Source organism: Larkinella knui (genome assembly GCF_003858645.1).
GTDB lineage: Bacteria > Bacteroidota > Bacteroidia > Cytophagales > Spirosomataceae > Larkinella > Larkinella knui.
On the sequence record NZ_RQJP01000003.1, the window covers coordinates 384,462 to 399,468 of the forward strand.

At 51.8% G+C, this 15,007-nt stretch carries 14 protein-coding genes; 8 read left to right on the top strand and 6 right to left on the bottom strand.

Going from position 1 to position 15,007, the window contains the following annotated elements:
- Positions 1-141 precede the first annotated feature (141 nt).
- Positions 142-1,077, top strand: coding sequence for an alpha/beta fold hydrolase (locus EHT87_RS15590; RefSeq protein WP_124907579.1), 936 nt, complete (start codon positions 142-144; stop codon positions 1,075-1,077).
- 1 nt (position 1,078) lies between these two features.
- Entirely contained in the window at positions 1,079-2,107 is a 1,029-nt protein-coding gene (locus tag EHT87_RS15595; RefSeq protein ID WP_124907580.1) for a glycoside hydrolase family 130 protein, read from the top strand.
- Here EHT87_RS15595 and EHT87_RS15600 read toward each other — a convergent pair.
- The 4 genes from EHT87_RS15600 to EHT87_RS15615 form a co-directional block, all read right to left on the bottom strand.
- A complete protein-coding gene (locus EHT87_RS15600) occupies positions 2,104-3,387 on the bottom strand; it encodes an MFS transporter (RefSeq protein WP_124907581.1) in 1,284 nt (427 codons plus the stop codon). The genes EHT87_RS15595 and EHT87_RS15600 overlap by 4 nt on opposite strands.
- 185 nt (positions 3,388-3,572) lie before the next feature.
- The gene (locus tag EHT87_RS15605) at positions 3,573-3,971 is read right to left on the bottom strand and encodes a VOC family protein (protein WP_124907582.1); all 399 of its coding nucleotides are present in this window, start codon (positions 3,969-3,971) and stop codon (positions 3,573-3,575) included.
- Between the two features lie 61 nt (positions 3,972-4,032).
- Positions 4,033-4,626: a TetR/AcrR family transcriptional regulator gene (locus EHT87_RS15610; protein WP_124907583.1), complete on the bottom strand. Its 594-nt coding sequence runs from the start codon at positions 4,624-4,626 to the stop codon at positions 4,033-4,035.
- Positions 4,627-4,676: 50 nt separating this feature from the next.
- Complete coding sequence (locus EHT87_RS15615) at positions 4,677-5,357, bottom strand: DUF6624 domain-containing protein (RefSeq protein WP_124907584.1); 681 nt, start codon at positions 5,355-5,357, stop codon at positions 4,677-4,679.
- A gap of 93 nt (positions 5,358-5,450) precedes the next feature.
- On the opposite strand from EHT87_RS15615, the gene EHT87_RS15620 reads away from it, so the two are divergent.
- Positions 5,451-8,462: a S9 family peptidase gene (locus EHT87_RS15620; protein ID WP_124907585.1), complete on the top strand. Its 3,012-nt coding sequence runs from the start codon at positions 5,451-5,453 to the stop codon at positions 8,460-8,462.
- Between the two features lie 100 nt (positions 8,463-8,562).
- Here EHT87_RS15620 and EHT87_RS15625 read toward each other — a convergent pair whose 3' ends face one another.
- Entirely contained in the window at positions 8,563-8,943 is a 381-nt protein-coding gene (locus EHT87_RS15625) for a DUF1573 domain-containing protein (RefSeq protein WP_124907586.1), read from the bottom strand.
- 182 nt (positions 8,944-9,125) lie between these two features.
- Here EHT87_RS15625 and EHT87_RS15630 point away from each other — a divergent pair, with 182 nt between their 5' ends.
- From EHT87_RS15630 to EHT87_RS15640, 3 genes are all read left to right on the top strand, one after another.
- On the top strand, positions 9,126-10,394 hold the full coding sequence (locus EHT87_RS15630; protein ID WP_124907587.1) for a sensor histidine kinase: 1,269 nt from the start codon (positions 9,126-9,128) through the stop codon (positions 10,392-10,394).
- 7 nt (positions 10,395-10,401) lie between these two features.
- Entirely contained in the window at positions 10,402-11,079 is a 678-nt protein-coding gene (locus EHT87_RS15635; protein WP_124907588.1) for a response regulator transcription factor, read from the top strand.
- Between the two features lie 102 nt (positions 11,080-11,181).
- Positions 11,182-12,453, top strand: coding sequence for a beta-propeller fold lactonase family protein (locus EHT87_RS15640; protein WP_124907589.1), 1,272 nt, complete (start codon positions 11,182-11,184; stop codon positions 12,451-12,453).
- A 67-nt stretch (positions 12,454-12,520) separates the two neighbouring features.
- Here EHT87_RS15640 and EHT87_RS15645 read toward each other — a convergent pair whose 3' ends face one another.
- On the bottom strand, positions 12,521-12,817 hold the full coding sequence (locus tag EHT87_RS15645; protein ID WP_124907590.1) for a hypothetical protein: 297 nt from the start codon (positions 12,815-12,817) through the stop codon (positions 12,521-12,523).
- 766 nt (positions 12,818-13,583) lie between these two features.
- Here EHT87_RS15645 and EHT87_RS15650 point away from each other — a divergent pair.
- Both EHT87_RS15650 and EHT87_RS15655 read left to right on the top strand, forming a co-directional pair.
- The gene (locus EHT87_RS15650; RefSeq protein WP_124907591.1) at positions 13,584-14,315 is read left to right on the top strand and encodes a YiaD family glycine zipper/OmpA-like lipoprotein; all 732 of its coding nucleotides are present in this window, start codon (positions 13,584-13,586) and stop codon (positions 14,313-14,315) included.
- Between the two features lie 69 nt (positions 14,316-14,384).
- The gene (locus EHT87_RS15655; protein WP_124907592.1) at positions 14,385-14,840 is read left to right on the top strand and encodes a ferritin-like domain-containing protein; all 456 of its coding nucleotides are present in this window, start codon (positions 14,385-14,387) and stop codon (positions 14,838-14,840) included.
- Positions 14,841-15,007: the final 167 nt, after the last annotated feature.

A 15,007-nucleotide genomic window follows, 5' to 3' on the forward strand; every position in this document is an offset into this window, starting at 1 on the left:
CGCCGATCAACCGGAATGTTTCCGGTCTGTGCGGAGCCAGTGGCTGGCTAACCGCGGGTACCCGGCTCTGAGCCGGTCAGAAAACCCGTGCAAATATCACCTCTCCTGAAACCTCAGCCGGGGATCGGTAGTTATAGAAGCATGAAGTTATTTTTGCGCGTTCTACGCTGGGCTTTTATCGTCATCGTTGTTCTGTTTGCTGGCTTACTAACCGCTGCACACTGGGTAAAATCGCGGGATAGTGACGAAGAAATCGCGGAAAACTTCCGCCATGAGCGGGTCAAGGCGGTGGTTCACCGGTATAAAATCAACGACCGGACCATCCGGTATATGGAAACCGACGAACCGGGTCAGGATTCGTTGCCGGTCGTGTTGTTTGTTCATGGTGCGCCCAGTTCATCGGCTTTTTTTACCAAATTCTTTAAAGATACGACCCTTATCAACCACGCTCATCTGGTGGCCGTCGACCGGCCCGGCTACGGTTATTCGGATTTCGGGCGGGTCGAAACGTCCATTGTCAAACAGGCCCGGTTGCTGCAACCGCTGATGAACCGCTACCGGAAAGCGCCGTTTATTATGCTGGTGGGATCGTCCTATGGCGGCTCGGTGGCGGCCCGCCTGGCCATGAACAACCCGGATTTAGTGGATCAGGTGGTGTTTGTCTCATCGGCGCTGGGGCCGGGTCTGGAGCGCACCTACCCCATTAGCTATTTCATCGACAAACCGCCGTTACGGTGGCTGATCCCGCGGTTGTTGCTGCTGGCCAACGACGAGAAACTGGCGCACCGTGAAGCGTTGACCGAAATTTTGCCCGACTGGTCGAAGATCAAAGCCGGGGTGACTTTTCTGCACGGGCAGCGCGATGATCTGGTGTATCCGACCAATGTGGCTTTTGGGCGCACGCACCTGATCAATGCCAAATCCAAGGAGTTTTTATTACCGGAAAACCGCCACGACATCGTGTTTAAAAAACGGGAATATGTGGCGCAGATCATTTCCAATATTCTGACTACCTACGCCCATTCGATTGACCCCGTCAAAAGCAGTCATAAAGAATACATGACGGCCAACCAATAACATGAAAAAGTATCAACTCCGTCGTTTATCGGATCAGCCCATTCTGACGGCCGCCGATGTAAAACCGTCGCATCCGCAATTTCAGGTGATGGGCGCTTTCAATCCCGCAGCCTGCCGGTTGGGCGACGAAGTTCTGCTGTTGTTGCGGGTGGCCGAAGCCGTGGAAACGCAGCCCGGAAAAATTCAGGTGCCCGTCGTTCAGCAGCAGGCCGGTCATTTCCAACTGGTTATCAAAACCTTTCCCGAACCGGAGGGCGACTATGATCCGCGCGTGGTTCAAATCGATGATCAGGCCTACCTGACGTCGCTGAGTCATTTGCGGCTCGCCCGCAGCAATGACGGTATTCACTTTACAGTCGATGAGAAACCGTTCATTTTTCCGGAACGCGCCGACGAATCCTTCGGCGTGGAAGATGCCCGAATTACCTTTCTGGATGGGCAATACTGGATTACGTATACGGCGGTTTCGGAAAACGGCCCCGGCGTGGGCTTGATCATTACGAGCGATTTCGTGACGTTCGAACGGAAGGGCATGGTCATTGCCCCCCCCAACAAGGATGCGTGTCTGTTTCCGCAGAAGATAAATGGCTACTACTACATGCTGCACCGGCCCATGGTTTCGGATATTGGCAAACCGTCGGTCTGGCTGGCCCGGTCGCCGGATGGGGTGCATTGGGGCGACCATCAGTTTCTATTCGGAGCTGCCGGAACCCCCTGGGAACACCTGAAAATTGGTGCCGGACCAGAACCGATGCTGACCGACGAAGGCTGGCTGGTTTGCTACCACGGCGCCAGCGTCGACCACGCCTATTCGCTGTCGCTGGCCCTCCTCGACCGCAACGATCCTACCCGCATCCTCGACCGGTCGACGGCGCCGTTGATGGTTCCGGAACTGGACTGGGAAAAAACCGGATTTTTCCCCAATGTCGTTTTTAGCAACGGCTGGGTCCGGATGCCCGACGGCCGGATTCTGGTGTATTACGGGGCCGCCGACTATTGCGTGGGCGTGGCCGAACTGGTGACCGTTTAACGGGCGGTTACGGGTTGTCCACCAGTTACTTGCGAACCCTTTGCGGCTTCAGCCGCCTGTTTCCTAGCAACGTATTTATTGATCGAATACATCATCACAATCGTGATCGCCATCGTCGCGGCTACGATATACCCCAGTACATCGTAACGCCCCAGCGAACCATCCTTGCTCTGGACCACGATCAGTCCCGCAATCATGGAGGCAATACCGCCGGATATTTGCTGAACCGACGAATTGATGCCCATGTAGGCACCGCGGTCTTGCGGATCGGGAACACCCGAAACCAGCGCCGAGGACGAAACCATCCGGGCGGATATTCCGGCAAACAGCAGCACGTTGATCACCATGATTTGCCACAGTGGCGTTACTCCCAGGTTGCAATAGACCATCACGACGGCCATGCCCCACAGGGATGCGTATAAAAACATGGGAAATTTGCCGATTTTATCACTGAGTTTCCCCGACAACGGCCCAATGATGATGGCGGAAACACCGGTTACCATGTAAATCAGCGGCAGTTCGGCCTGGGAAATACCCAGGTTATAAATGGCAAACGCACTTCCGAAGGGCATCATCATAAAACCACCGGTGGCCAGAAGCGTCGTGCTGGCAAAACCCCGCAAATAGCTCGGACGCGAAACCGTATGGAGCAAATGCTGAAACGGATTTCGCTCCGATTTCAACTTCAAATGGGCATTGACCGGTTTCATATAGATCACAATTGCAAGGCCGACCAGAACACTGACGCCCACAATCAGCAGAAAAGGCGAATGCCAGCCGAGGGTATTGGCCAGGTACAATCCCACCGGAATGCCCAGTACCTGACTCGCTGCGAACGCCGATTGGACGACGCCCATCACCCGCCCGCGCATCTGGAAAGCAAACAGATCCGTGATGATGGCAAACCCGATTGAACCAATGACTCCGCCGAAAATACCGGTAACGATGCGGGCGATCAGTAAAAAATGGTAGTCGGGCGCAATACCGCAAAGCAGCGTTCCCAGCACAAAACCGCTGTAAAAAAACAGCAGCATTTTTTTCCGATCAAACCGGTCGGCAAACCCGGCCGTGAGCAGCCCTGCAATCCCGGCACTAAACGCATACGCAGAAACGACCCAGCCGAACTGAGCCGTTGTAATGTTGAGTTCAATCATCAACTGAGCCCCCAACGGGGACAACACCATAAAATCCAGAATAACCGTAAACTGGATGAAGGCCAGCATGGCAATAATGGCTTTTTCGTACCTGGTAAATGGAGTGGTTGTGGCAGCAGTGTTCATAGCGTCTCTTTTCGGCAGTATTGGTTGTTTTTTAAATTAAATGCGCTCTCTATGAATGACTTGAGAGTTTCCGCCCCCGATTGAATTTCGGGGATCGGATAAAGATGGGACATTTTTGGAACCGATCGCCGGTGCCGGCATTAAAAAACCGTTAAAACGGTTACCCGTTTGGGATCGATTTCCGGCTACGCTACGGTCGAAACCGCGGGCCGGGTTTGATTTTCGGGCAGACAGCTTACTTCAATCTGTACGTTGCCCGGACCGGAAAAATAGAACCCCAGCGAACCCCGGATGGGTCGTGGTTCGCGTTCTACCGGCACGCCCGCAGCCAGCAGCCGTTGGTACACTTCGTGAACCCGTTCGGGTTGTTTTACCAGAAAACCGAGGTGAAAATCAGGCGGATAAACCGGTATCGCCGATTTTTGAAAATTACTGAGCACGAGAACGAAGTTATCTTCGCCGAATAAAACCGCCAAAACGTTGTTTCCTTTCGTTTCGCGGCATTCAAAATCGAAAATGCGTTTAAAAAAATCCGTGGCCGCGGCCACATCCGGTACACACAGATTCAGGTGATTTAGTTTCATACGTGGATAAAAATTAGCAAGTTGATAAATGAACGTTCATTATTTTTTATGGCAAAAAAAATCAGGGTTTCAAGGCTTTCAATACCAAATCCAGGGTTCGATTCAAGGTTTGTTCGTCCAGCACAAACTTCCCCCAGCCCGGCATTCCGTTCTCCGACTGATGGAATTTAATCAATTGATACAAAGGAGCATATGCCATTGACCAGTACACTTCAATTGGCAACTTCACCAGTTCATTTCGCTGAATGGCATTGGCTACGAAGGTTTTCATGGCCGCCGAAAATGGATTCTGCGCATCGCCCTGAAATTTTTCGTGCAACGGCGAATGCCGCATTTGCTCCATGAAATGCATCCGCAGCGGATACTTCATACAATACTGAGCCCGGTTCATCCACTGTACCCGCAATCCTTCATCAAAATGCATGTCCGGGTCAAAACCTTTCAGCGTTTCCTGACTCATCACCAGCATTTCTTCGTAATAAATCTGCCGAATAAGGTCTTCGCGATCCTTGAAATAAATGTAAATCGTGGCCGGAGAAACGCCCGCAGCTTTCGCCAGCTTCTGCATGCTCAGACCATCGAAACCTTCTTTTACAATCATCTCCATCGCCTGTTCGCGAATAGCCAATTCCTTCAATTCGTCCCGCAATCTCATTTCGATTCAAAAATAAACGAACGTTCTTTTATTAAAAAATATTTTCTACTTTATTTTTCATCTCCGATCATGTACCGCTGTTTGATGGCTTCCATCGTCAGTACTTGATAAGCAACATCCAGCCGTTTTGCATTTTCTTCGACGGTTTGCGTAAAACCGGCTTTTTTGCGACGCTCGTTGACGGTGGCCGGATTTTCGATGGGCCAGATAAAGCATTCCTGCTTGCCCGGATCGGCCCTTAACCGGTAACACGATGCCTGCGTTCCGTAGATCTGGGGTTTGCGCTGCTCCGTCAGCAACCGATCCTGCATCATGGCCACCAGCGACAGCGGCAGTTCATTAGCCTGCCCGGCTTTTTCGATGATTGGAAAATAAACCGCTATATCCGGCGAATGCTGAATAATGTGCCAGGCCGCCATGTGAGTTGGTTTGCCGACCAGCGAACTCCCGGGGTAGCCGTAGGTTTTGATGATTTCTCTGGTCCGAATCTGATTTGAACTGTCTACGCGGTTTTGATATTTCCAAAGCGTTCTGTTCAGATTTTCCTTGCTATTAAAAGCCGCCATGAGACTGTCGGCCAGTTTTTTGTTTTTGTGAATTTCTGAAATATAAGACCGGTAGCGCTGGTCGAGCACAAACATGCTATCCAGTTCGCGCTTGAGCGGTTCATTAATCTGGCCATAACTCACCAAAGGTCCCGCACAGAGTAGCAAAAAAAGACATTTTTTCATAAAGTAATGCGTGATTCGCTGCATTTTACACATTGTGGAACAGATTGACAACGCATTTTGGTTAATTTAGTACGTTATTAACCGGCTCAACTTATGCGTCTTTGCGCTTTTCTCTGTATTTCTTTTACGCTTTGTCTTCAAACGTTCCTTTTTGCCCAATCGCCCAAACGGCCCCTCACGCACGCCGATTATGATCGCTGGCAAACCGTCCGCTCCGAAAAGCATTCCGGCAATGGCCAGTGGATCACCTACCAGATTGACCCCCAGGAAGGCGATGGCGTTCTGGAATTGATTCGGGTAGGAAAAAGTGAATCCGTTCCATCCACCGAAAAACCGGCCAATCAACTGGAAGCGAAAGCCGGGCCAAACGCACCGGTGGATGTTAGTCCGTTGGACCTGTCAAAAACAATACGGACTAAAGGCCGTAAATACGTATTTGCGCGGGGTTATCTGGCGCAATTCACACCCGACAGCCGGTTTCTGGTGATGCGGTTAAAAGCGCCTTTTAAACTCACGCGGGAAGCTAAAAAGAAAAAGGTCCGGGCCGACCAGCTCCCGAAAGACAGTCTGGTGGTGTTCAACCTCGAAACCGGCAGCCGCATCGGTTTTGCCAACGTCAAGTCGTACGTACTTCCGAAAGAAAGCGGTTCGTGGGCGGCAATTTTGCAGGAACATCAGGACGTAAAAGGCATCAGGAAAGACTCGACGACCGCCAAACCGGCAAGCCATGGCCGGGCTTCGACGTCCGCAAAAAAGCTGAAAGGCGACGATCTGATTCTGCTCAATCTGGAAACCGGCGCGACGCAATCATTCCGGTATGTGACCTACGTGGCGGTTTCTGACAACGGCAATACGATTTTTTACAACAAGGAAGCCGTCAACGACACCCTGAAAAAAGCCGGTGTGTTTGTGTTTGATACCCGAAAGCAAAACGAAATGCTGGTCGATACCAGCTCGAAGCGCAAGGTGTACAAAGGCCTGGCGGTTGATAAAACCGGCTCCCAACTGGCCTGGATGGCCACCGCCGACAGTGCAGAAGCGGATGTCAGAGCTTACGCCCTGTATTACAAAAACCTCGCTCCCGCCCTGCCCGTTTCGTCCCGGAAAAAGAAAAAGAACGGCTCGGCTCCCACCTTCGCGGAGCGGAGTGCGACGGGCCCGATCGTGCTGGCCGACACGCTCACCAAAGCCTATCCCAAAGGCTGGAATGTGAACGAATACCGCACGCCAACGTTTTCGGACGATGGCCGGCGGCTGTATTTCGCGACCTCGATTTTACCGCCTAAACCCATCAAGGATTCGACGGTGCTGGATGAGGAGCGGGTGAAAGTGGACGTCTGGAGCTGGAACGATCCCACCATTCAGCCCATGCAGCTGAAGCAATTGAAGCAGGAAAAAGAACGCGGTTTTCTGGCGGTTTGCGATTTGACAACGGGCGGGATTACGCAACTGGGAAACCGGGATATGCCCAACGTTCAGGTTGACACCAAATTCGATCATCCGTACTGGCTGGGACTGAGCAATTTGCCGTATCAGATCAACAGCATGTGGGACCCCGGCCAAACGGATTTGTACCTGATCAACGCCAAAACCGGTCAGAAAAAACAGATTGCCAACGACGCCCGGGTGTCGTACGCCCAATTGTCGCCGGGCGGGAAATACGCCTGGTGGTACGACGAACGCGATTCGCTCTGGCGGGCGTGGTCGGTGGCGGAAGGCAAACGGATCGACCTGACGCGCGGCATTCCGGTCCGGTTTTTCGACGAAGAACACGATACCCCCGACCTGCCCGGCAGTTACGGGGCTGCTGGCTGGACCAAAGACGACCGGTATGTGCTGATTTACGACCGCTTCGACCTCTGGCGCATCGACCCGACGGGGCAGGAAAAACCGGTCAATCTGACGGCGGGCTACGGACGGAAAAACCGCATCCGGCTTCGTCGCGCGAACCTGGATTGGGACGAAAAGTATGTTTCCCTGACCGGCGATTTATGGCTGACCGGTTTTTGGGAAAGCACTAAATCAACCGGAATTCTGAAGAAGCCCATGGCCGGTCCGGCGGCCGAACCGGTCATTCTAACCAAAGGGGAGTACAAATTTGCCGGTTTGTCGAAAGCGAAAAAAGGGCCGACGCTGACGTTTCAGAAAGGCAACTTCCGGGAGTCCAATAACCTGTACCTGACCGACACGACCTTTGCCGAACCGCAGCAACTGACCCGCATCAATCCGCAGCAGGACAGCGTTCGCTGGGGCAACGTCGAGCTGGTTCACTGGATTGGCAACAACGGAACTCGGCTGGAAGGCTTACTGTATAAACCCGACGATTTCGACCCGAAGAAGAAATACCCGATGCTGGTGTATTATTACGAGCGCAATGCCGAAACGCTGAACGATTACAAGGCTCCGGCCCCCAGCCGTTCCACCATCAACATGGCGTATTGCGTGTCAAACGGGTATCTGGTGTTTGTTCCCGACATTGTCTACACCACCGGAATGCCGGGCCAGAACGCCTACGACTGCATTGTGCCGGGCGTACTGAATCTGATTGAAAAAGGGTTCGTGGACCGCGACCGCATCGGTTTACAGGGGCAAAGCTGGGGCGGTTACCAAACGGCTTTCCTGGTCACCAAAACCAATCTGTTCAAAGCCGCCATGGCCGGCGCGCCGGTGGTCAACATGACGAGTGCCTACGGCGGGATTCGCTGGGGAACGGGCATGAGCCGGATGTTCCAGTACGAAAAAACGCAAAGCCGCATCGGCGGAACGCTCTGGGACAAGCCGATGAATTACCTCGAAAGCTCTCCGCTTTTTTACGCCAACCGCATCCAGACCCCGCTGTTGCTGATGGCGAACGATCAGGATGGCGCGGTGCCCTGGTACCAAAGCATCGAGTTTTATTCGGCGCTCCGGCGGTTGAGCAAACCGGCCTGGCTGCTGGTGTACAACGGCGAAGACCACAACCTGACCCAACGGCACAACGCCAAAGACCTCAGCATCCGGATGTATCAGTTTTTCGATCACTACCTCAAAGAAGCTCCGCTGCCCGCCTGGATGAAAGACGGCCGGTCGGCGGTGGAAAAGGAACTGGGCGTAATGAAATATTGACGATGGGAACACGGATTTGGCGGATTGAACGGATTTTCACGGATAAATTGGATAAAAAATCAGTTTTAATCCATTCAATCCGTCCAATCCTCGTTCCCATTTACTGAATCACTTCGCCCCGGATCGTCAGCACGTTCGTACCGCCTTCGGCGTTGGATTCAACGGTGACGGTTTTGTTGAAAGTGCCCACGGAAGCGGCATTAAAAGTGGCTTTGATCATTCCGGCTTTTCCGGGCAGAATGGCTTCCTTCGGATACTCGACACCCGTGCAGCCGCAGGAGCCGCGCGCACTGCTGATGACCAGCGGAATACCGCCATTGTTCACAAAGGAAAATTCGGCCACAACGGGTTTACTCCGCTGAATTTTACCGAAATCGTGGGTAGTTTCATCCCACTTAAAAACGGCGGCTACCGAATGAGCAATCAGGACGCTGGCCGCAACCAGCCACAGGCAGGAGGCAATAATCAGAACGCGTTTCATGAGGTTTGCGTGTAAAGGTGACTACTTGATTTATCAACGTTACAAAAGTACCGGCCCCAGCAACAGCCCGGTGTTAACGGGTAGCGAATGGTTGTTAACGAGATGTTAATGAGTTGATTTTTAACCGCCGAAAGCCGACTTTTGGATTTCAGTCCTCTTTTTTCAGGAAACCTCCAGCGAGCATGTCCCGACGCGTTTTCCGCATCCTGATTATTTTGTCGGTTATTTCGATCATCGGCATCATCACCGTTCAAATTGTGTGGGTGCGCAAGGCGTATGCGTTACGGGAACGCCAGTTCCGGCAAACGGCTTTCATCGCCCTGCAGGACGTGGCCAATCAGGTGGGCCGGCTCAATGGAATCACCCAAAGCTATACGGCCGTTACCCAGCTTTCGCCGGATTATTTCATCGTCAATACCGACTCGCCCGTCGATCCGGGCATCCTGGAACACTACATTCAGAATTCCCTGCGCAACCACCACCTGATTACGGATTTTGAATACGGTATTTACAATTGCGAAAGCGACCGGATGATTTACGGGGCTTTCGTGAGCCTGAACGCCAATCCGGAGACGGTCCAGGCCAGCCGGAATCTGCCCAAATTCTCGCGCAGTCCGTATTATTTCGGCATTCATTTTCCGAGCCAGACCAGTTTTATCGCCGGTCATCTGGACGGCTGGATTGCCTCCTCGGCCGCGGTTTTGCTCGTTGTTCTTTTCTTTGGCTACACGCTGGTGGTGGTCCTGCGGCAGCGCAAGCTGACCGAAGTGCAGCGCGATTTTATCAACAACATCACCCACGAACTGCAAACGCCCGTTGCCACCCTGCGCATTGCCGCCGACGTGCTCCAGTCGGATTCGATCTTCAGCCAGCCCGAACGGCACCGCCAGTACGTTCGTGTCGTGCAGGAAGAGAGCCTCCGGCTTCAGAAGCAGGTCAGCAACGTGCTGCAACTGTCGCGCTCCGAACGGATGCAGTTCACGATCAACGCCACGGAAGTCGACCTGCATGAACTGCTGACGGAAGCGGCCACGGTTTTTCATCCGCACGTTACCCTGGAACTCCGGGCCGAAAACGCCGTCATCCGGGCGGATCGGTATCACCTGGAAAACGTCATCAACAACCTGATCGACAACGCTTTGAAATACAATACAGCGGTTCCGCACATTCTGGTGCAAACCCGAAACGAGGGAAACCGGCTGCTTTGGTCGGTCCAGGACAACGGCATTGGAATTGCCCGGGAACACCATCAGGTCGTTTTCAATCAGTTTTATCGTGTACCAACCGGAAACGTTCACGCGGTGAAAGGATTTGGACTGGGTTTGTATTACGTCTGGAAAGTAATCAAGGCCCACCGCTGGCAAATCGTGCTCGAAAGTATTCCCGGAGTCGGTAGCATTTTTACGGTGAAAGTCGGGGAAACGAAGAAAACCGCCTTCCTAAACTTCTGAATACGCGATGAAACCCCTTCTGCTGTACGTTGAGGATGATGTAAACCTGAGCTTTGTCACGAAAGACAACCTTGAATTAGCACAGTTTCAGGTGGTTCATTGCACAAACGGCCTCGATGCCTGGCGGTGTTTTGAACGCCAGCCGTTCGATCTGTGCATCCTGGATGTGATGTTGCCCCAATCCGACGGCTTTACGCTGGCCCGGCAGATTCGACAGATCGACGCCGAGATTCCCATGCTGTTTCTGAGTGCACGGGCCGACAAGGACGACCGTTTGCAGGGGCTTCGGCTGGGGGCCGACGATTACATGACCAAACCCTTCAGCATTGAAGAACTGATTCTGAAAATCAACGTCTTTCTCCGCCGGCGTAAGCCACCGGTTTCCGCCGGTTCGTGCCAAACCATCGGCTTGTACCAGTTCAACTTCCAGAATCTGACGCTGGAAAAAGATGGCCAGCTCCAGACCCTGACCCACCGCGAAGCCGAAGTGCTGCACTACCTGATGAAGCGTCCGAACACCTTGATCCGGCGCGATGAAATCCTGAAAACCATCTGGGGCGATGACGATTATTTTATGGGTCGCAGTTTAGACGTCTTCATCTCCCGGCTCCGGAAACGACTCGGTCACGACCCTTCCATTCGAATTGAAAATCTACACGGAATCGGCTTTCGTTTTTTGTTTTAACGCTGAAATAAACTTTACGTTAACTGGAAAGCCGCTTACTAAAATTGCGGCTTTCGGCTATATTTGCGTAATATCCAAAGATATAACCCTTCTATTAGCAGTATGAAAAAACAGAGTTTGGTTGCCCTTGCCACTTTATTGACAACGGGGGTATTCGCCCAGCAGGACCCCATCCAGTTTACCGCCAAAGGCATTGTTGTGCTGTCAGACGCCGACATGGCAGCTTCGGCCCTGGTGGATGGTAACTTGTACAAAAGTAAAACCAGCCGTGATGTGCTGACGGTGGTTAAATTTCCGCTCGACCGCAGCGGTCAGAACATCACCACTGCTCCAATCTCCAATTCATCGGCGCTGTATGACAAAGCCGCCGTGGTAACGCCGAACGGACGCTTTGCTTTCGTGTTGGAAGGCCGCGGTCAGTTGGGCGACAGCGTGGCTACGCTCAAAGGCGGGGTTAAAGATTTGCCGGCCGCTGCACGGATGTTCATTGTTGATCTGGCCCCGGCCAAACCCACCGCCAAAGTGGTTAGCGTCGGCAACCTGCCAACGGCCATCACCATCAATCCGCAGGGAAATACCCTGGCGGTGGCATCCGGCGAAGCGGGCAAAGAGATGCGTCTGATCGAAATTGACAATACCGGTACACCCAAGCGGGTGATCACGGCAGCCTCTCCGGTTCCGGGTGCGCGCATTACGGATCTGGTGTGGAGTCCGGCCGGTGATTTTATTGCCTACGTTATTGAAGACACGCAGGAAGTCGGCGTCATGAAATTTTCACTCGATGCGGCCAAAAAACCGAATATCGTTCCCCACGGTAAACCCATCAAAGTAGGTGGAATGCCCGCAACCGGCAAGTTCTCGCCCGACGGAAAATTCTTCATCGTATCTGATATCAAGAAGGGCGCCAGCGCTCAGGGAGCCGGAAAAGGCGAATTGTTCGTGGTCCAGTTCAGCACGGAGGACACCCCGGGCGAACACAAAATTGTTTCGCAAACGGCTTCGGGTGAGAGTGCGGAAGCGCTGACAATCAGCCCCGACGGTTCGATGGTCATTGTAGCAAACGCGGGCCAGTCGTACCAGCCTTTCGGCAATGCCGGGGCCGGAAAAAGCTCCTTATCCGTTTATTCACTTGACAAAGAAGGCAAATTAGCCCTGGCAAACGAGTATCCGTTTGAAGGAATTATGCCCCAAAGTGTGGAGTTCGATAAAAGCGGAAATGCCATTGCGGTGGCGGTTTCCGAATTCCTCGACTATGGCGACCGCACTGGTGCCATCGAATTCTGGAAAGTGACCAAAGGCGACAAACCGGCGCTGGAAAAAATGCCGGGCAAAATCAACGTAGCCCGCGGCAGTCACACCGTACGCGTTTATTAGTTAAGAGTTGGGAGTTAAGAGTTAAAAAAGAGTGCGCCAGCTAACTCATAACTCTTAACTCCTAATTCTACACCCTTTCCCAGCGGAATTGCTTTTTCACTTTCTTCTGTTTGCCATCGCCTTTTTCCGGTTTCGATCCTTTGCGGTCGCTGGCCATGGAAGCTCGCGCGCCCTCGCCTTTGCGGTTCGACAGCCACCAGGTCGGGCTGTGCATGGTTCCGAAAAAGGTTCCGCGGTAGGTGCGGCCACCGTGGGGATGTTCCATCCGAACGTGGCAACTCTTGATTGGGCAGTTTGAAGCCATACAACCCGTCAGCAACCATCCACTAACTAAGCTTACCCACAATCCCCGGCGTTGTTTCATTTCGGTATTCGTATCAAGCAGAAGGGATGAAAATAGAAAAAGTTTTGCTCTTTTTCCAATTTCATCCCTTCTGCTTTTCGTGGTCAACTATCTCCCAAAAGCCAATTCATACCCGGCGCTTACCAAATATTCAGCTACTCGCGGCCGAACTACCCAATAAACTCCATTGTCCCCGCGCAAAATCCAGTGATCACTTCCCTTCACATAACGATTATTAGCGCAATCAATCGCCTGCATTAATGTTTTAAATTCGGATTGACGTGCTTCTTTCAACATCTCAGCAAGTCGTGGAAACGCCACGTTCCGCCTTAACCGTAGAGTAATGGTTGAATCTCGAGAGTACATACACGTAAATAGAACAGTGCAAAAAATGATAAGTTACGTGCACAAATCAGGCCAGATATTAATCATTTGTAACCGTTTAGTAAAATAAGGCAATATTACTTAATTATTCGAATCGTCGACCTACCAAAAACTAACATTTTACTTAACGCATTCTCCTACAGTATCTTACTTATTGAAATATGAATATGTTGGTAAATCTACGGATGCGAGTGTAGAAAGACTTCCACAGGCATTACCGTCTGTTTCTTCTGCTCCCCAATCCGTAATAAAATATGAAACTTGATCAATTTTTCAGCGAACTCTGTATAACCTGCTTATTTTCAAATCATTACCCATTGAGATTAGTCATTACTCCGCCGTTTATTTGTAACTGGTACGGCTTTTGGCTCTACTTGAGGTGAACCAACGTTTCAAACTCACCATGATAAAACACAGCCAATCTTTAAATTTTTTCAAGATCAGAGCGGTGGCACTCGTATTAGCCGGAAGTATTCTTGCAGCTAATACCATGACAGGATGTAAATCAATTAGGAAGAATACGAATAATACCCAGCGCGGGGCCATGATTGGGGCCGGTGCTGGTGCCGTAGCCGGCGGGTTAATCGGCCGGAGGTCGGGCAACACGGCCATCGGTGCCATTCTGGGTGCCACAGTGGGTGGTGCCGGTGGCGCTTTGATTGGCCGGCGAATGGATAAGCAGGCCGAAGAGCTGCGCCGGAGTCTCGAAAACGCCCGGATCGAACGAGTCGGCGAAGGAATCAGGATCACATTCGATTCCGATTTGTTGTTTGACGTCGATCAGTACAACCTGAAGTCTGCCAACCGGCAAAACATCGAAAAACTAGCCGAAACTCTGAAAAAGTACGAAGATACCGAAGTACTGATCGAAGGTCACGCCGATAATACCGGTTCTGATAAACACAACCTCCAGCTCTCGGAACGCCGGGCCAAAACGGTAGCTAAACTGTTGCAATCCGAAGGAATCAAAGGGAATCGATTGACGGAGAAAGGCTACGGCGAAAGCCAGCCTATTGCTGACAACGGCAGTGTATCGGGCCGTCAGCAGAACCGCCGGGTTGAAGTGGCCATTTTTGCCAACGAAAAATTGAGAAAAGCCGCCGAACGCGGAACCATTGGAAATATAAATAGTTAAGTTCTTACCCTTGCCCAACCAAGGGGAGTTGTCATGTTTATTAGTATTCACTGATCATTAAAAAACGTTATGGAAGTAGGAAACACAAACAGCGAAATTCTGGACCGACTGAATACGCTTTTGACGCGGACACGCGACGGCGAACGGGGCTATCAGGAAGCCGCTGAAAACGTAAAAGACGCGGAGTTAAAGAGTTTATTTCTGGCTCAGTCCCGGCAACGAGGAGAATATGCGCTCGAAATTGACCGCGAAATCCGCACACTGGGCGGTGATCCGGAAAACAGCACAAGTCTGGCGGCCGATCTGCACCGCGCCTGGATAAATATCAAAACTTCTTTTACAGGAAACGACGATAAAGCCGTAGTGGAAGAATGCAAACGCGGTGACGGTCAGGCTCTGGACGACTATCAGGAAATTCTGCAAAGCACCAGTTTGCCCGCCAGTACCCGCGAATTGTTACTCCGGCAAAAAGAACGGATCGATTCGGCCCACGCGTCGATGTCGCGGCTGGCTCAGGTAGTTTAGGTACGTATTCTCATTTTAGGGCTGAAGAAGTCCCGGATTCAGTTGAATCCGGGACTTTTTTTTGTATACAAAAACAATCCAAATCATTGAATTGTTGAATTAGTAGCCGGTTTACTCCTGCCAGAATTGACTGAAACCCATTTTAAAATCCTATCAACACTGACAGT